Genomic DNA, 17940 nt, shown 5'->3' on the forward strand with positions numbered 1-17940 from the left:
CATGTCTTTGAAAAAGAATAGCCTGAAGCGTCAGGCGGGATTCACGCTGCTCGAATTAATGGTAGTTATCGTTATTCTCGGTGTGCTGGCCAGTATGGTCGTGCCTAATTTAATGGGCAATAAAGAAAAAGCCGATATTCAGAAAGCGACCAGCGATATTGTGGCGCTGGAAGGTTCGCTGGATATGTACAAGCTCGACAACCATCGCTATCCGACCACCGAGCAGGGGTTGCAGGCGCTGGTGACCAAACCTGAAATTGCGCCCATCCCGAAAGGCTACCGTGACGACGGCTATATTCGCCGCCTGCCGCAGGATCCATGGGGCAATGACTATATTCTGGTCAGCCCGGGAGAGCATGGCGCTGTCGATATTTTCTCAGCCGGTCCGGATGGAGAAGCGAATACTGCCGACGATATCAGCAACTGGTCTTTTGATAAAAAAGATAAGTAATGAATAAGCAACGTGGATTTACCCTGCTGGAAATTATCGTGGCGCTGGTGATATTCGCCCTGAGCGCCATGATGGTGGTCACCACCATTCCATCACGCAGCGGCGCAGATACATTTGGTCAGCAGCTAAAATCCCTCGTTGAATATGGTTCTGACCGTGCGGTAATGGACGGAAATATTGTCGGGCTGGTGATGACATCGTCAGAATTTGAACTGGTGACACAGGTTGGAAATAACGGCGAACGCCACTGGGCACCGCTAAAGGCGGGACGGATCGCGACCCGCGGCGAGTTTCCTGAGGAGGTGCACGTCTCCCTCTCGCCGCGAACGCTGGCGGTCACGCTGGATGATGAACCGCAAATCATATTTTTACCGGACGGCGAGCTGAGCCGCTTTACGCTCAGTCTCGAAAGCCTGGATAAAAAGCAGCGCTTTCACGTGACGTCACAGGGCTCTGTTCCCGTGGTGGTGGAAAACGATGACTAAACGCAAAACCAAAGATCAGGGGATGACCCTGCTGGAAGTGATGGTGGCGATGGTGATTTTCTCCACCGCGGCGCTGGCGCTCATGAACTCCGTCACCCTGAACGTGCGCTTTACCCACAGCCTGTCGGAAACACTCCAGGCCGGCTGGGTGGCGGAAAATCAACTGGCGCAAGCTCAGCTTGCTCAGACCGATTTTCCGGATGCCGAGCAGGTAGGAACCGAAACCATGGGCGGACAAACCTGGACCTGGCATATCCAGCGGGTGAAAACCGACGAAAATACCTTTGCCGATGAGGTACGGGTTTACAGCGAAGGAAGCGATGCGCAACCGGTGGTGGCACTTCAGCTCGACGAACCGGAGGTGGATCGTGAGTAAGGCGCAGCGTCAGCAGGGCTTTACCCTTCTGGAAATCATGATTGCGCTGGCCATCTTCGCGGTGATCAGCATTCTCGCCTGGCAAATTCTCGACGGCGCGATGCGCACCTCGACGGCCAGCGACGAGGCGGCGACAAAAGTGACGGCGCTTCAGCGCACGTACAATCTGCTTTCGCGCGACTTTTATCAGCAGCAGGCGCGCGCGCCGCGCAACAGCGGCGAGGTGTTCGTTCAGCAGCAGAATGGTCTGGAAATGACAACCCTTAACGGCATCAGCGGTCAGGTGCAGCTAGAGCGGGTGAGCTGGACGTTAAAGGACAAACGCCTGTGGCGCAACGTCTGGGCTGCTATCGACGGCACCGCCAGCGCGCAGCCGGAAGAAGTACCGATTCTGAACGATGTGAAAGCGATGAAATGGCGTTTCTGGCACGAAGGCTGGCAGGAAAAATGGACCGACATCGCCCATCAGCCTGATGGCGTTGAGCTGAATCTGACTATGGAAAACGGCGAAACCTGGCGCTGGGTTTTTATCACTCCCGGCGATATGCCTGAGATCCAGACCGCACCAAAAGAGACGAATGCGGACCCGGCGCTGCCGGCAGCGGAGAATGCGGCGCAGCCCGTAACCAACCCGCAGCCCGATACGGCAGCACAACCAGGAGTGAGTTCATGAGCGGTAAACCTGCGCGGAAAGAGCGTGGCGTGGCGCTACTGGTGGTGCTGATCCTGCTGGTAATGATGTCCGCCCTGGCGGCGAAAATCAGTCAGCAGTTCTGCCGCCACCTGCAAAAAACGCATTATCAGGTCAGCCAGCAGACGCTGCGCTGGGCCATTGCCCGTCAACAGAAGGTACTGGAAAACGTATTGCAGAAAGCGGCCAGTTCAGAGGGGGCGGGGCTGTCGCCGCGAGGTGACTGGGCCCAGCCCCTGGAAACCCACGGGGATAATTACACCGTGGTGAGTCAGGTGGAGGATGCCCGGACCTGCTTTAACGTCAATAGTCTGCTGGCCGTTGACGCGGCGCCAGCGGCCCCGGCCGACGCCACTGCGCTGCCGGAAAAACCGGTCAAAGAGCAGATTGTCGAACAGCTGCTGGCAGAAGGCGGCGTCGGTACGCTGGCGGCAGAAGAGATTTACCAGCAACTGGTGGATTATCTTGACGCCGACGACGTGACGGCGAAACAGGGCCAGGAGGCCGATGCCTGGGCGAGCGTGACGCCCGCCCGTGGTCCGGCGAATCAAATGATGCGCACCATTAATGAAATCAGACTGCTGCCCGCCTTTCCGCAGGCCGCATGGCCGAAGGTCAGCAAACTGCTGTGCGCCTTGCCGGATACGGATGGCACCATAAATGTGAATACCTTAACACGAGAACAGTCGCCGCTGCTGGCGGCGGTTTTTACCGGCGTGTTAAACACGGACGATGCTGCCCGCCTGATCGATTCACGCCCGGAAGAGGGCTGGGAGTCGCTGGAGGCATTCAGCAAAGTGCTGGAGAGCAACTATCCGCAGACCAAAGATATCCTGGCGCAGATTCAGGACAGGGTTGCGGTCAACAGTCGCTATTTTCGGGTGGATACCACCGGCAATACCGATGATTTAACGCTGCGCGTCGTCAGCCAGCTTCACGTTGACAATGAGGCGGGCAAGGTCGTTACCTGGCAACGCCGCTACCGAATGGTTGAATAAGATAAGTAGAAGATGATGAAAAAGGTGCTTTTTATTCGTCCCGATACCCGTGAGGACGGCAAAATTTGGTGGTGTGAATCCGGTAACGATCGGGTGGAATATCTGACGGGCTGGAGCGCACTGAGCGAACTTTCCTGCCATCCGCTTTCTCAGCAGGTGTGCCTTTTGCTGCCGGCGAGCGAGACGATCTTTCGTCATTTTACCCTGCCGAAAAAAGGACTTTCAGCCCAGACGGCGCAGTTCTCGTGGATGGCGGAAGAGACATTGCTCGGCGAGGTGGAGACGCTGCACTGGACGGTGCTGAACAAAAAGGGGCCAGAAGTGGATGCCGTGGCCATCGACGCTGAACGTCTGCGCCACTGGCTTGAGCTGTTCGCTCAGGCGGGGCTCACGGTGGTCCAGGCGCTGCCGGATGCCTGGCTGCTGCCGGTGAGCGAAGGGGGTACTACGCTGGTGAGCCTGGAAGAGAGCTACTGGCTGCGTTTTTCTCCCAGCAGCGCTGGCGAAGCCGATGCGGTCCTGCTGCCGCTGCTGTTGAGTAAATGCCCGACGGGTGAGGTTTGCTGCTATGGCGATGCGCCGCAGGAGGTACAGGTGGATGAGCTGCTGGCGTGGCAGCATCCGCTGGTGCTGATCCAGACCCAGTGGCAGGGCTGTCGTATCAACATGCTGCACGGAGAGTTTTCCGGGCGCAGCGCCAGCGGCCCGCGTTTTCGCCACGCGAAAACGGCCCTCGCTGCGGCGGCGCTGGTTTGCGTCGGCCTGCTGATCGGCCCCCGCGTAGGTATGGCGTTGATGCTCACTCACCAGCAAAACGAGATCCACCGTGAGATGACCACCGTAGCGCAGCACTATTTCCCGACCCTGCGCCAGACCAGCAACCTGAAGTACTACGTCGGGCAGAATATCAGCAAGGCTAAGAAAGGGGTCTTCCTGCAGCTCGAAGCGCTGAATCAAATCAAGCAGTCACTGCCGTCTCTGGAGATCAATAACGTGGAATATGACGAAACGCAAAATCAGCTGACGTTGAATGTGAAATCCATGGATAAACAGACCCTGCAGGATTTTGTCGCCCGCAGCGCCGATACCTTTGAATTTGCGATGCAGCCGATTTCCGGCGAGGCGCCATATACCGCCATTATTACCGGGAGCTATAAATGAAAACGCAAATAGCCCAGTTAAAAAACCGTTGGCAAAATTATAGTCCACGCGAGCGTAATTTATTTAAACTCTGCGGCGGGGCACTCTGCTGTGCGATGGTTTATTACGGCGCGATGATGCCGCTCGATACTCTGATCAAAAATAACGAGGCCGTGTTATTTAAGCAGAAGCAGAAGCTGAACTGGATGCGCCAGGAAATTGATAAAAACCATCTCCAGTCCAGAATAGTCAATACCCCGAATCCGCGCAGCGTGGTGGAAGAAAGTGCCAAAGTCGTGCACGTCGCATTGACAGACGTGCGTCAGGAAGAGCAGTCGCTAACCTTTGTTGTCGAGCGCGTCAACATTTCTGCACTGCAAAACTGGCTGCGTGAGATGAACGTCTCTTCCGGTATACATCTGGAGAAACTCGCGTTAACGCCGGTGGATCGTCAGAGTGACGTGAAGGCACGCGTTACGCTGAGCTGGGCGAAAAGCGCATGAACCCGCTAATGCTGTTGCAGCAAGCGAATCTGCCGGGACTGTGCGTGATGAGCGGAGCGCTGGGGGCAATCCTCGGCAGTTTCCTGGGCGTAGTCGCGGAGCGTATTCCGCCGCTGGTAATGGAAGAAGAGGGGGCAGGCAATCTGCTGTTTCCCGCCTCTCACTGCCCGAAGTGCCAGCATGCCCTGAGCGCGTGGGAAAATATTCCCATCATTAGCTGGTGTGCGCTGCGCGGTCGCTGCCGACACTGCAATAGCGCGATTCCGCTGCGGCTGCTGCTGGTGGAAGTCTGTAGCGCTGCCTTTTTCGCCGCCAGCGCCGCGCTGGCACCGTCGTTTTCGGCGCTCATCGCGCTGTGGGTGATGTGGAGTTTTCTGCTGCCGCTGGCGGTGATCGATGCGCGCCATATGCTGCTGCCGGACTGCCTGACCCAGCCGCTGCTGTGGACGGGGCTGATGTTCCATGCCCTGTTCCGGACGCTACCACTGACCGATGCTATCTTTGGCGCGGTGGCGGGATATCTGTCGCTCTGGCTGGTTTATTGGGCATTCCGCCTGCTGACCGGCCGGGAAGGGTTAGGCTATGGTGATTTTAAGCTGCTGGCTGCGCTAGGCGCGTGGTGCGGATGGCAGGCGTTGCCCTCTATTTTGCTGATCGCGGCGCTGGGGGGCATTATTATGCATTGCCTGTTAAAGCCCTTTGAGAATAAAAATAACCTTATTTCCTTTGGTCCATATATTGCGTTTTCCGGGCTGGCTATATTAATTGCGCAAATTTCGCAATTTATCATTTAAATAATGCAGTCAAGTTTTTTTTGATGTTTTTTCATTTAGGGAATGAAAGGAAAAATTAAATTCCCCGCTGTATTCTCCTCTCCGCAACAAACTATTTGTTGAAGGTTTTATGAGTGGAGGAAAGTACGGCGTAATAATAAGAAGGTCTTTCGTGAACCAGAAGCGTTCATGATTAATTTATCAGTCAATAACGTTCGTCCATGTTTAATGGAAAAGCATGGGTATTTAATTTCACAAATCGTATTATCAGGATCAAATAATGAAATTTCTGAAGCCTAAATATCTGGCACTCTTCGTTGCAGCGGCTGCAAGCCCGGTGTTCGCAGCAGTGCCCGGTAAAGCAACTATCGCCAGTGGTAATGATAAATTTGCCATTGTCGAAGTTGATCAGTCTGCTTCTGCTTACAACAACCTCGTCAAAGTTCATGATGGCGCCGATGTTAAAGTGCAGTGGGACGTCTGGAGCGGCGCGGCGCCGACTTCAGCGAAAGTGCTGCTCGACGGCAAAACCGTCTGGACCGGCGCAGGCAGCATGTCCGGCACGGCTACGTTTAAAGTGAAGAAAGGCGGTCGCTATCAGGAAACGGTTGAGCTCTGCAATGCCAGCGGCTGCAGCACCAGTGCCAGCAAACTGATTATCGTCGCGGATACCGACGGTAGCCATCTGCTGCCACTCAACACCACCATGCAGGAAAATAACAAAACCCTCTCTAAGCACACCGATAAAGTGGTGGGGGCCTATTTCCCTGAGTGGGGTGTTTACGACCGTAACTTCCCCGTGGACAAAATTCCGGCGGCTAACCTTAACCACATTCTGTATGGCTTCATTCCAATCTGCGGCGGCGACGGCATCAACGACAGCCTGAAAACCATTGAGGGCGGTAACAGCTTCGAAGCGCTTAAGCGCGCCTGTGCGGGCCGTCAGGACTTCCAGGTGGCGATCCACGACCCGTGGGCCGCACTGCAGAAGCCTCAGGCTGGCGTAAGCGGCTGGGACGATCCCTACAAAGGTAACTTCGGCCAGCTGATGGCAATGAAGAAAGCCAACCCGGGCCTGAAAGTGCTGCCTTCTATCGGTGGCTGGACCCTTTCCGATCCGTTCTTCAAAATGCATGACAAAGCGATCCGCGATCGCTTCGTGGCTTCTGTTAAAGATTTCCTGAAAACCTGGAAATTCTTCGACGGTGTGGATATCGACTGGGAATTCCCGGGCGGCGGCGGTCAGAACGAAACGCTGGGAAACCCGCAGCAGGATAAAGAAACCTATACCGCACTGATGCGCGAACTGCGCGCCATGATGAATGAACTGTCAGCCGAAACCGGCCGTACCTTTGAGCTGACCTCAGCAATCGGTTCAGGCAGCGACAAAATTGAAGACGTTGATTACACCACTGCCCAGCAGTATATGGATCACATCTTCCTGATGAGCTACGACTTCTACGGCGGCTGGAGCAACACCGAGCTGGGTCACCAGGCGGCACTGCGTGCGCCGGCGAACAAACCGGATACTAATTACACCACCGAAAACGGCGTGAATGCACTGCTCGCGCAGGGTGTACAGCCAGGCAAAATTGTCGTGGGGACGGCCATGTATGGTCGCGGCTGGACCGGCGTTCACGGTTACAGCAATAACAACCCGTTCACCGGCACGGCAACGGGCATGGTGAAAGGGACCTGGGAACCGGGCGTGGTTGACTATCGTCAGATCGTTAACGAGTACAAAGGCAAAGCGGGCTGGGAATACAACTATGATGCTACCGCTGAAGCGCCGTATCTGTTTAACAAAACCACCGGCGATCTGATTACCTATGAAGATGCGCGTTCCGCAACGGCGAAAGGTCAGTATGTGCTCGCGAAAAACCTGGGCGGTCTGTTTGCCTGGTCTATCGACTCCGATACCGGAGACATTCTGAACGCGATGAATGAAAGCCTGACAGGCGGTGGCGCTGCGCCGGTTGATCCGGTAGTGACCAACCATGCGCCTGTGGCGACTGCCGCTGACCAGAGCGTAACCGGTCCGGCGACGGTGACCCTGGATGGCTCGGCTTCCACCGATCCGGATGGCGATGCCATCACCTACAAGTGGACGCAGATCTCTGGCCCGTCGGTGACTATCACCAACAGCACCAAAGCGAAAGCAACCTTCAACGTTGCCGCTGTCACCAGTAACCAGACTCTGGCGTTCCGCCTGACGGTTACTGACGCGAAAGGGTTGAGCAGTACTGCTGACGTCCAGGTCGTGAACAAAGCGCCGAAAGCAAACCAGGCACCGGTTGTGAACCAGATGGAAGCCGTGACGCTGGAAGCGGGCCAGATCTACTCTCTGCACGCTCAGGCTAACGATCCTGATGGCGACGCGCTGACCTACTCCTGGAGCGTTCCTGCGAATATGCAGGCGACAGGCGCAGACACCGCGAACCTGAACATCACCGCACCGGACGTGGACACGGAATCAACTTACACGCTGACCGTGGTGGTAAGCGATGGCAAGTCCAGCGTACAGACTAACGTACAGGTGACGGTAACGCCTAAAGCAGCGGAAACGCCGTCTGACGAAGGAAATACCCCATCCGATGAAGGCAACACGCCGTCTGACGAAGGTTCTGCCACCAATAGCTGCGATAAGCCTGTTGACGTCAACGCCAGTAAATATGCTGCCTGGAGCGCAAGCAAGGTTTACAACGCGGGGAATACCGTCAGCTTCGACAACCTGGTCTGGAAAGCAAAATACTGGACTCAGGGCAACCAGCCGGGCTTCGGTGTGGATGCATGGGAGCTGGTAAGTCAGGTGAAATTCAACTGGCGCTCCGACGTGGTTTATAACGGCGGCGACACCACTACCTACAACGGTTACACCTACACCGCGAAATGGTGGACGAAGGGTGATAAACCAGGTAGCAGCGATGTATGGGTGAAAAAAGGCCCGGCGACTGACTGCCAGTAAGCCACTGCTATAACGATGCGGGTAAGAAATTTGCCCGCTATTACGGTCCACGTCCCGAGACGGACGTGGGCCGTAAATCAGGAAAAGAGTAATAACCGCGTAAGGAGACAATGAAAAAGAGCTGGACTGAAAATGAAAACGTTATTTTTATTGTTGCTGGTAATAAGCCATAGCGTCTTTGCCAACTGCTGGGATAAAGCCGCCAGTTATTATCATGTGGATCCTTATCTGTTATATGCCATTGCTAATGTTGAATCGGGAATGAATCCCAATGCGATTGGACTGAATCATGATGGCACGCGTGATGTCGGACTAATGCAGATTAACAGCTCACATTTTTCCGAGCTGGAGCGCAAAGGCATTAATGAATACCGGTTAATTACCGAGCCCTGCACCTCGATTATGGTTGGCGCATCGATATTATCCGGAATGATTAAAATTTATGGTTATAACTGGGAGGCGGTCGGCGCCTATAACGCGGGTCTGAAAAAAGAGAATTTCGCGCAGCGAATGGTCTATGCCCGCAAGGTCTGGAATAAATATCAGAAGTTAAAACGTAGCACCCGCAACCGTTATTATTATTGATTTTTGTTTTTTGAAGAGTACCGACTGGTGTTCTTCATAAAACGAAACTGCTCCCGGGTTTATTTATTAAATGATTAATAAATAAACCGCGAAAAAATTAACTTTTATTGACCCTTAATATAATTAAGAGGACTATTGACATGAACAAAAGGACATTACTCAGTGTTCTTATCGCGGGCGCATGCGTTGCACCCTTTATGGCTCAGGCAACCCTGCTGCAGGCCAGCAGCGAACCTTACACCGTTAAGGCCAGCGATCTGCAGAAGAAAGAGCAGGAGTTGACCAACTTCCCGCTTATGGCTTCAGTGAAGTCAACCATCCGCACGCTGGACAACAGCCTGGTGGAACAAATTGAGCCGGGGAAATCGACAAACCCGGAAAACGTCAAGCGCGTGGAAGGGATTATCAAGGCCAGCGACTGGGATTACCTCTTCCCACTACGTGCGCCGGAATATACTTACAGCAACTTCCTGAAAGCGGTCGGTAAATTCCCGGCACTGTGCCAGACCTATACCGATGGTCGTAACAGCGATGCCATCTGCCGTAAGTCTCTGGCAACCATGTTTGCGCACTTCGCGCAGGAAACCGGCGGCCACGAGTCGTGGCGTCCGGAAGCCGAGTGGCGACAGGCGCTGGTCTACGTGCGTGAGATGGGCTGGAGCGAAGGTCAGAAGGGCGGCTACAACGGTGAATGTAACCCGGATGTCTGGCAGGGCCAGACCTGGCCGTGCGGTAAAGACAAAGATGGCGATTTCGTTAGCTACTTTGGTCGCGGTGCGAAACAGCTCTCCTATAACTACAACTACGGCCCGTTCTCTGAAGCGATGTACGGCGACGTCCGTGTACTGCTGGACAAACCTGAGCTGGTGGCGGACACCTGGCTGAACCTTGCTTCCGCGATCTTCTTCTTCGCCTACCCGCAGCCGCCAAAACCGAGCATGCTGCAGGTTATCGACGGCACATGGCAGCCGAACGATCACGATAAGGCGAATGGTCTGGTACCAGGCTTCGGCGTGACCACGCAGATCATCAACGGCGGCGTGGAGTGTGGCGGCCCGACTGAGATCGCCCAGTCTCAAAACCGTATCAAATATTACAAAGAGTTCGCCAACTACCTGAAAGTACCAGTTCCTTCTAACGAAGTGCTGGGCTGCGCCAACATGAAACAGTTCGACGAAGGCGGTGCCGGCGCGCTGAAGATCTACTGGGAACAGGACTGGGGATGGAGCGCGGATACTCCGTCAGGCCAGACCTACTCTTGCCAGCTGGTGGGTTACCAGACGCCATTCAGCGCCTTTAAAGAGGGGGACTACACCAAATGCGTGAAGCATTACTTCAATGTGAACGTGGTGGGTGAAGACGGGACTTCCGACGGCGGCAGCGTCACGCCAACCCCGACGCCAACACCGACCCCTGTCGACCCAACGGACGAAGGCAACACCACGCCGGTGCCAGACGATAATACGCCAGCGCCTGTAAACCATGCGCCGGTAGCAAAAATCTCCGGCCCGGTGGGGGCGGTTGAAGCGGGTAAATCTGTTTCTCTGAACGCGTCTGGCTCGACTGACGAAGACGGTAACCACCTGACTTATACCTGGACGGCTCCGAACGGCCAGACCGTAAGCGGCGAAGATAAAGCGATTATTACCTTCAATGCGCCAGACGTGGCAGCGGCGACGCAGTATCAGATCAACCTTACCGTCAGTGACGGCGAGCTGAGCAGCAGCACCAGCTATACGCTGAACGTACAGCCTAAACAGGCCAGCGGCGGCCAGACCGGGACTTACCCAACCTGGACGTCCAAAACCAAATGGAAAGCAGGCGATATCGTTAACAACCGCGGCCAGCTGTTCCAGTGCAAACCTTACCCGTACAGCGGCTGGTGCAATAACGCGCCATCCTACTACGAGCCTGGTAAAGGGATTGCATGGCAGGACGCGTGGACTGCGCTGTAATCAGCAAAATGACAAACGGCAACCTTCGGGTTGCCGCTTTTTTCATCGTAAAAATGTCGGGCCCGATCTATCGAGGAAGCTTCCCGTGATCCCGCAGCCACGCCGCGGTGCGCATAATCCCTTCATCCAGCGTCACAACCGGTTTATAACCCAGTTCACTCTCCGCTCGCGAAATATCCAGCGTGAAGTCAAAGTTAAGTTTAGAGACGCCGTAATGCGTCAGCGCAGGCTCTTTGGCTGATTTACTGCCAAAGCGCTCCATGCTGCGGGCAATCATATCCAGCATTGGATAGGGAACAGAACGGATACGGCAGTCGATCTGCAGCTCGTCAATTAAGCGCTGCACAATGCTGCGCAGCGTGCACGGTTCGCCGTTGGTGATGTTGTAGGCGCGACCGGAGATAAGCTTATCGCAGTCCGGCTGGCTGGCCAGCCACATGGCGTGAACGGCATTTTCGTAATAGGTCATATCGACCAGCGCATCGCCGCCGCGCGGCAGCAGCACGCTGCCGTAGTGGTGCATCATCTGCGCCAGGCGCGGAATAAACACCTTGTCGTGCGGCCCGAACAGGCTCTGCGGACGCAGGACCGTAAAGCGGGTATGCGGGTTTGATTGCGCCAGCAGGTCGATGACCTCTTCGCTGGCCGCCTTGCTGCGGGCAAACTCGCAGGCAAAGCGAGCAGGGCGGAAATCTTCCTGCACGTCACGATGGTGGTGATAGTCGAAATAGAGTGACGGTGACGAGATATGAATAAAGTTACGCACGCCCCAGGCAACGGCCCATTCACCCAGACGGCGGGTAGCCCGCACGTTGGCGAGATCGAAGGCTTCCTGGGTTCCCCACGGGGAGGTAAAACTGGAGCAGTGCCACAGCGTGTCGATACCGGCGAGCATCACTTTCGCCTGCGAGGAGACCAGCTCCGTCAGGTCGGCATGGACGAACTCTGCGCCCATTTTTTGCAGCAGTTTTCCCATCGCTTCGTTGCGACCGGTAGCCCTGACGCTGATGCCCTTGTTGCGCAGAAATTCGACCGCATTTCGGCCTAAGCCGCTGGTCGCCCCGGTAACCAGTACCTTCATATCAATCCACTGTGTTGAAAAGAATTTCGTGCGCATTCTTTCGTGAATTACGGCGCTATGCAATGGGAAAGGTGAAAGAAAGAGAGTTTTATTTAGATCTTTTCCGTCTTTTGTTCTGCCAGTTGCGCAATGCGTTTCGCCATCCCACGGAAGATAAACAGGTGGGCAGGGATCATCAACAACCAGTAGAACAGACCCGGCATTCCGTGCGGATGCCACCAGGCGCGCACGTCCAGTTCACGATAATCCCCTTTGTCTTTCAGGGTAAAGCAGAGTCGACCCAGCCCCGGGGCTTTCATGCCGAACAGCAGCGCCAGCTGTTTTTCCGGCTCGACGATGATCACCTTCCAGCTATCTACCGTGTCACCCACCGCAAGATACGGGTTTGCCGGGCGGCCTTTTTCCAGCCGGTGGCCCACCAGCAGGTCCATCGCCCCGCGCGTTTGCCAGAGGATATTACCGAAGAAATACCGTTCTTTGCCGCCAATCTGGTTCACCACTTCCCACAGCGCGGCCAGGCTGGCGTGGGTTTTCACCGTGCAGCCCGCCTGTTTCGGGTAATAGCCGTACTCCGGGCGCCAGCGGGCAAACGCCTGAGCGTCGTAACCCCAGTCGCTGGAGTTCACCAGCTGTTCTTCTTCTTTCAGCGTCTTGCGCACGGCATCGTCAAAGCGGATCAGCTCCTGGGGAATTAAGGCGCGCAGCTCGCGATCGTCCGCCAGTAAATCGTGCTTCAGCCCCTGGATAAGCGCTTTGGCGGTCGTCGGCGGCACGGAGGTGATCACATTCAAAAACCACACCGAAATCCAGCGGGTCGGGAAGGGGATGGGGATCAGCCAGCGGCGGCGTCCGCTGACGTGCATGAAATGTTCGAACTGCTCCTGATAGCTCAGCACTTCCGGGCCTGCCGCCTCCAGCACGCGGTGTTGCTCCGCCGGGCGATCCAGCAGGGCTATCAGATAATGCAGCAGGTTCTCCAGCGCAATCGGCGTGGTGCGCGAACGCACCCAGCGCGGCGGCGTGAGTACCGGCAGGTTGTAGACCATATCGCGCATCACTTCGAAGGCGGCGGAGCCTGCGCCAACGATGATCCCGGCGCGCAGTTCGGTGACGGGAATATTGGCGCCGCGCAGGGTCTCAGCCGTCAGCTGGCGGGCACGCAGATGATCGGATTGCTCATGCTCGGGTGCCTGAAGCGAGCTTAAAAAAATCACCTGCTTAACCGGGGTTTGCAGCAGCGCATCGCGGACGTTCATCGCCACCTGTCGCTCGTGGGCGATGAAATCCCCGCCTTCGCCCATGCTGTGCACCAGGTAGTAAAGCGTATCGACCCCTTCCAGCAGGGCGGGAAGTTCCTTCGGCCAGTTGAGGTCAACGCTGTGGCAGGTAACGCCAGGCAAACCGAGTTTTTGCAGGCGTTCGGTGTTGCGTGCCGCAGCCAGCACCTGGTGTCCCTGCTGGCTTAACGCCGCGGTGAGATGCTGACCGATATACCCGCTGGCGCCGAGCACCAGAATGCGTTGCGGCACGTGATGCTCCTTATCGCTGTAAAAACGCCTGCCAGTGTTTCACCACGTCCGCCAGCTGTTCGCGGCTCACGTCGAGATGCATGACCAGGCGCACGACAGCTGAGGCGTTGATCAGCACGCCACGTGATTTCATAAATTCGCCAAGCGCAGCGGCGCGATCCTCGCCCACGCGGACGAACAGCATGTTGGTGTCGTGGCGCATCACGTCGGCGCCAATCTCGCGCAGCTGCGCCGCCATCCACGCGGCGTTGTCGTGATCGTCCTTCAGACGCGCCACGTTGTTTTTCAGGGCATACAGCCCGGCAGCCGCCAGAATACCCGCCTGACGCATCCCGCCGCCGGTCATTTTGCGCCAGCGGTTGGCGCGCTTGATGTAGTCCGTATTGCCAACCAGCAGTGAACCTACAGGCGTGCCCAGTCCTTTTGACAGGCAGATGGTGAACGAGTCGCAGTATTGCGTAATCTCTTTCAGCTCGCAGCCATACTCCACTACGGCGTTAAAGATACGTGCGCCGTCCACGTGCAGGCCGAGTTTACGCTCGCGGGTAAATTCCCACGCCGCCTTCAGGTACTCGCGCGGCAGCACTTTGCCGTTGTGGGTGTTTTCGAGGCTGAGCAACTTGGTACGGGCGAAATGAATATCGTCGGCTTTGATTTTCGCCGCGACTTTATCGAGCGGCAGGGAGCCGTCCGGCGCGGCGTCAATCGGCTGCGGCTGAATGCTGCCGAGCACGGCCGCACCGCCGGCTTCGTAGAGATAGTTATGCGCGCCCTGGCCGACGATATACTCTTCACCTCGCTCGCAGTGGCTGAGCAGCGCGACCAGGTTCGCCTGTGTGCCTGTTGGCATAAACAGGGCGGCCTCCTTGCCGCTCAGTTCTGCCGCATAGCGCTGCAGTTCGTTTACCGTCGGATCGTCACCGTAGACGTCGTCCCCGACCGGAGCGGCCATCATCTCTTCGAGCATCGCCCGACTCGGGCGGGTAACGGTATCACTGCGTAAATCAATCATTTCACATCCCTTTAATTTAAGAGGTCATGCGAAATGTTTTACCTGAGCCAGTTGGTTTTTGCCAGTTCGATCACCTCGTCGCCTCGGCCGCTGATGATTGCGCGCAGCATGTACAGGCTAAAGCCTTTGGCCTGCTCAAGCTTGATCTGCGGCGGGATCGCCAGCTCTTCTTTGGCGACGACGACATCCACCAGCACCGGGCCGTCGATGGAGAAGGCGCGCTGCAGGGCTTCATCCACCTCGGAGGCTTTCTCCACGCGAATACCGGTGATGCCGCAGGCCTCGGCGATGCGCGCGAAGTTGGTGTCGTGCAGCTCGGTACCGTCCGTGAGATAGCCTCCGGCCTTCATTTCCATCGCCACGAAGCCCAGCACGCTGTTGTTAAACACCACGATTTTTAGCGGGAGCTTCATCTGTACTACCGACAGGAAATCCCCCATCAGCATGCTGAACCCGCCGTCGCCGCACATCGCCACCACCTGACGCTCCGGCGCCGTGGCTTTTGCGCCCAGCGCCTGCGGCATGGCGTTGGCCATCGAGCCGTGGTTAAACGAGCCGAGCAGGCGACGTTTGCCGTTCATCTTCAGATAGCGTGCCGCCCAGACGGTTGGTGTGCCCACGTCGCAGGTAAAAATGGCGTCTTCGTCCGCGAAATGACTGATCTGCTGCGCCAGGTACTGCGGGTGAATGGCTTTGTCGCTCGGTTTGGCGAGATCGTCCAGCCCCTTGCGGGCATCGCGATAGTCGCTTAGCGCCTTATCAAGGAACTTGCGATCGGTTTTCTCTTCCAGCAGCGGCAGCAGGGCGGAAAGGGTGGATTTGATATCGCCCACCAGCGCCATATCGACCTTGCTGTGCGCGCCGATACTGGCAGGGTTGATATCAATCTGAATGATTTTGGCATCCGTCGGGTAGAACGCGCGATACGGGAACTGGGTACCAAGCAGGATCAGCGTGTCGGCGTTCATCATGGTGTGGAAGCCTGAAGAAAAACCGATCAGTCCGGTCATGCCAACATCGTAGGGGTTGTCGTACTCGACGTGCTCTTTGCCGCGCAGGGCGTGGACAATCGGCGCTTTCAGCTTACCGGCAAATTCCAGCAGCTCCTTGTGCGCGCCAGCGCAGCCGCTGCCGCACATCAGGGCGATATTGCTGGAGTAACGCAGCAGCTGCGCCAGCTTTTTCAGCTCCTCTTCTGCTGGCGTGACGACGGGCTGCGGGGCGTGATACCAGTGGGTGCTTGCCCCTTCTGGCGCAGCCTTGAGGGCCACATCGCCCGGAATAACGACCACAGAAACGCCGCGATTCAGCACGGCTTTACGCATGGCGATCGCCAGCACCTGAGGGATCTGCTCCGGGGATGAAACCAGCTCGCAATAATGGCTGCATTCACGGAACAGCTCCTGCGGATGCGTCTCCTGAAAATAGCCGCTGCCGATTTCGGACGAGGGGATGTGGGCGGCAATCGCCAGCACCGGCACGTGATTGCGGTGGCAGTCGAAGAGGCCGTTGATCAGGTGCAGGTTACCCGGCCCGCAGGATCCGGCGCAGACGGCCAGTTCACCCGTAAGCTGCGCTTCAGCGCCTGCGGCGAAGGCGGCAACCTCTTCATGGCGGGTCGGCATCCATTCGATGGACTTCATCTTGTTGAGGCTGTCGCTGAGTCCGTTCAGGGAGTCGCCGGTGACGCCCCAGATACGTTTTACGCCAGCCTGTTCGAGCGTTTTTGCTATATATGCAGCCACGGTTTGTTTCATGGTTGTCCGTCTCCTTTTTGTGATAACGCTTACAAGCTTAGAAGAAAGTCTCCGTATTGCCCGTCGCATCCCCACAATTAAAAGGTGCTTTTCACGCGCAATTATTCGGCATAATCTGGGAGTGTCTCAGTTAAAACAGGAATAATTTCAAATGGTTAAATCATTGTTAATTGCTGTTAACGAAAAGCTATCGTGCGACGATCTTGGCAAACTCTTGTTACGACTTGCCGTCGGCGGGCTGATGCTTTTTCATGGTTTGCACAAGCTTTTTGGCGGCGTGGGGTTTATCAGCGGCATGCTGGTGGAAAAAGGGCTGCCGGGATTTATCGCCTACGGCGTGTTGGTTGGCGAAGTCGTGGCGCCGATCCTGATTATTGTCGGGCTGTTTACGCGCCCGGCCGCGCTGGTGCTGGCGTTTACGATGATTGTGGCGTGGCTGATGGTGGGAATGGGTGAAACGTTCGCCCTTGATAAGGTTGGGGCATGGGCGATTGAAAGCCTGGTGTACTTCTTTATCGGCTCGCTGGCTGTGGCGTTTTTAGGGGCAGGGCGGTTTGCGCTGGGTAAAGCGCCCGCGTGGCGGTAAAATTGCAGGTCGGGTAAACGCAGTACCGCCCGGCAAAAAAGCCCGGTGGCGCTGACGCTTACCGGGCCTACTAACGTTTATCGTTTATGCGAGGACCAAATCCCCCTGCGGATGGCACGAGCACGCCAGCACGTAACCCTCGGCAATTTCCGCGTCGGACAGCGTCATGGTGCTGGTGACGGTGTACTCACCGGAAACCACTTTGGTTTTACAGCAGCCACACACGCCAGCACGACAGGCAGCCGCTACCGGCACCTTGTTGCTTTCCAGCGCCTCCAGCAGCGTGGTCCCCACGCGGCCAAAGAAGGTCTGGGCAGGCTGCAGTTTGGTGAACCTAACGCCGCTGTTTGCCGCTTCCGCCACCGGCGTGAAGAACTGCTCTTTGAAGAAGCGGGTTACGCCAAGCGCTTTCACTTCTTCTTCCACGATAGCCATGTACGGCGCCGGGCCGCAGGTCATCACCGTTCGGTTCGCAACATCCGGCACGCTTTGCAGCAGCTCGCGGCTCAGGCGACCGGGCACAAAACCGTGGGTCGCGTTGTGCTCAGCCACCAGCGTCACCGGGTATTCACGCCACTCCTCGGCAAAAATCACATCTTCCGGGGAACGGACGCTGAAGATCGTCTGCACGTCGGCCTGGGGGCGGTTCTTCGCCAGCCAGCGGCGCATTGACATAATCGGCGTTACGCCACAGCCCGCCGCCAGCAGCAGGAATTTATCGTCAGCTTTGTCGTCACAGGTGAATTCCCCCTGCGCGTCGGACAGCCAGATGTAATCCCCGCGCTTCACGTCCTGCGTCAGCCACTGGGAGCCCGCGCCGTCGTCAATGCGGCGGACGGTGAGCGTAATGTATTCGCTCACGCCCGGCGTCGAGGAGATCGTGTAGGCGCGCAGGGTGTCCGCCGAATTGCGAATGCTGACCAGCGCATACTGGCCTGCACGATATGGATAGTAGTCATGGCACAGCAGCGACAGCGTCCACACATCCGGCGTCTCCTGACGGATGTGATGAACCTGCATCCGCCACGGGCATTGTGAGGTTGGCATGGTCAT

The 17940-nt window shown here is 56.6% G+C and carries 17 protein-coding genes; 12 read left to right on the top strand and 5 right to left on the bottom strand.

What is annotated here, in order from left to right:
• Position 1 precedes the first annotated feature (1 nt).
• The 11 genes from gspG (at position 2) to LRM19_RS03100 (ending at position 10922) form a co-directional block, all read left to right on the top strand.
• Positions 2 to 451 carry a type II secretion system major pseudopilin GspG gene (gspG, locus tag LRM19_RS03050; protein ID WP_111963893.1) on the top strand — a complete coding sequence of 150 codons (450 nt, stop codon included), beginning with the start codon at positions 2 to 4 and terminating at the stop codon, positions 449 to 451.
• A complete protein-coding gene (gene gspH / locus LRM19_RS03055; protein ID WP_271367313.1) occupies positions 451 to 936 on the top strand; it encodes a type II secretion system minor pseudopilin GspH in 486 nt (161 codons plus the stop codon). Before gspG ends, gspH begins: the two co-directional genes overlap by 1 nt.
• A complete protein-coding gene (gene gspI / locus LRM19_RS03060) occupies positions 929 to 1312 on the top strand; it encodes a type II secretion system minor pseudopilin GspI (RefSeq protein WP_271367314.1) in 384 nt (127 codons plus the stop codon). Before gspH ends, gspI begins: the two co-directional genes overlap by 8 nt.
• Positions 1305 to 1985 carry a type II secretion system minor pseudopilin GspJ gene (gene gspJ, locus LRM19_RS03065; RefSeq protein ID WP_115874606.1) on the top strand — a complete coding sequence of 227 codons (681 nt, stop codon included), beginning with the start codon at positions 1305 to 1307 and terminating at the stop codon, positions 1983 to 1985. Before gspI ends, gspJ begins: the two co-directional genes overlap by 8 nt.
• Positions 1982 to 3001 carry a type II secretion system minor pseudopilin GspK gene (gene gspK / locus LRM19_RS03070; protein WP_271367316.1) on the top strand — a complete coding sequence of 340 codons (1020 nt, stop codon included), beginning with the start codon at positions 1982 to 1984 and terminating at the stop codon, positions 2999 to 3001. The genes gspJ and gspK overlap by 4 nt, the downstream gene beginning before the upstream one ends.
• Before the next feature lie 15 nt (positions 3002 to 3016).
• Positions 3017 to 4162, top strand: coding sequence for a type II secretion system protein GspL (gene gspL / locus LRM19_RS03075; RefSeq protein ID WP_271367685.1), 1146 nt, complete (start codon positions 3017 to 3019; stop codon positions 4160 to 4162).
• Positions 4159 to 4644: a type II secretion system protein M gene (locus tag LRM19_RS03080; RefSeq protein ID WP_271367317.1), complete on the top strand. Its 486-nt coding sequence runs from the start codon at positions 4159 to 4161 to the stop codon at positions 4642 to 4644. Before gspL ends, LRM19_RS03080 begins: the two co-directional genes overlap by 4 nt.
• Complete coding sequence (locus LRM19_RS03085; protein ID WP_271367319.1) at positions 4641 to 5438, top strand: prepilin peptidase; 798 nt, start codon at positions 4641 to 4643, stop codon at positions 5436 to 5438. The genes LRM19_RS03080 and LRM19_RS03085 overlap by 4 nt, the downstream gene beginning before the upstream one ends.
• 259 nt (positions 5439 to 5697) lie before the next feature.
• A complete protein-coding gene (locus LRM19_RS03090) occupies positions 5698 to 8382 on the top strand; it encodes a glycosyl hydrolase family 18 protein (protein ID WP_271367321.1) in 2685 nt (894 codons plus the stop codon).
• Positions 8383 to 8514: 132 nt separating this feature from the next.
• A complete protein-coding gene (iagB, locus tag LRM19_RS03095) occupies positions 8515 to 8967 on the top strand; it encodes a type III secretion system invasion protein IagB (protein ID WP_115874611.1) in 453 nt (150 codons plus the stop codon).
• Between the two features lie 140 nt (positions 8968 to 9107).
• Positions 9108 to 10922 (top strand): chitinase, encoded by a 1815-nt coding sequence (locus tag LRM19_RS03100; protein ID WP_115874612.1) that lies wholly within the window; start codon positions 9108 to 9110, stop codon positions 10920 to 10922.
• A 67-nt stretch (positions 10923 to 10989) separates the two neighbouring features.
• On the opposite strand, the gene LRM19_RS03105 is transcribed toward LRM19_RS03100, so the two are convergent.
• From LRM19_RS03105 to poxB, 4 genes are all read right to left on the bottom strand, one after another.
• On the bottom strand, positions 10990 to 12003 hold the full coding sequence (locus LRM19_RS03105) for an NAD-dependent epimerase/dehydratase family protein (RefSeq protein ID WP_115876045.1): 1014 nt from the start codon (positions 12001 to 12003) through the stop codon (positions 10990 to 10992).
• 92 nt (positions 12004 to 12095) lie between these two features.
• A complete protein-coding gene (locus tag LRM19_RS03110) occupies positions 12096 to 13532 on the bottom strand; it encodes an SDR family oxidoreductase (RefSeq protein WP_271367323.1) in 1437 nt (478 codons plus the stop codon).
• Between the two features lie 10 nt (positions 13533 to 13542).
• Positions 13543 to 14544, bottom strand: coding sequence for a low-specificity L-threonine aldolase (gene ltaE, locus LRM19_RS03115; protein ID WP_115874614.1), 1002 nt, complete (start codon positions 14542 to 14544; stop codon positions 13543 to 13545).
• 38 nt (positions 14545 to 14582) lie between these two features.
• Positions 14583 to 16301 carry a ubiquinone-dependent pyruvate dehydrogenase gene (gene poxB / locus LRM19_RS03120; protein WP_271367324.1) on the bottom strand — a complete coding sequence of 573 codons (1719 nt, stop codon included), beginning with the start codon at positions 16299 to 16301 and terminating at the stop codon, positions 14583 to 14585.
• 151 nt (positions 16302 to 16452) lie between these two features.
• Here poxB and LRM19_RS03125 point away from each other — a divergent pair, with 151 nt between their 5' ends.
• Positions 16453 to 16887, top strand: a complete 435-nt coding sequence (locus LRM19_RS03125) for a DoxX family protein (protein WP_115874615.1) — start codon at positions 16453 to 16455, stop codon at positions 16885 to 16887.
• An 84-nt stretch (positions 16888 to 16971) separates the two neighbouring features.
• Here the strand turns inward: LRM19_RS03125 and hcr are convergent, their stop codons facing one another.
• Positions 16972 to 17940 carry an NADH oxidoreductase gene (hcr, locus tag LRM19_RS03130; protein ID WP_271367325.1) on the bottom strand — a complete coding sequence of 323 codons (969 nt, stop codon included), beginning with the start codon at positions 17938 to 17940 and terminating at the stop codon, positions 16972 to 16974.

It is taken from the genome of Enterobacter sp. PI-10, assembly GCF_027947695.1.
Classification (GTDB): domain Bacteria; phylum Pseudomonadota; class Gammaproteobacteria; order Enterobacterales; family Enterobacteriaceae; genus Enterobacter; species Enterobacter vonholyi.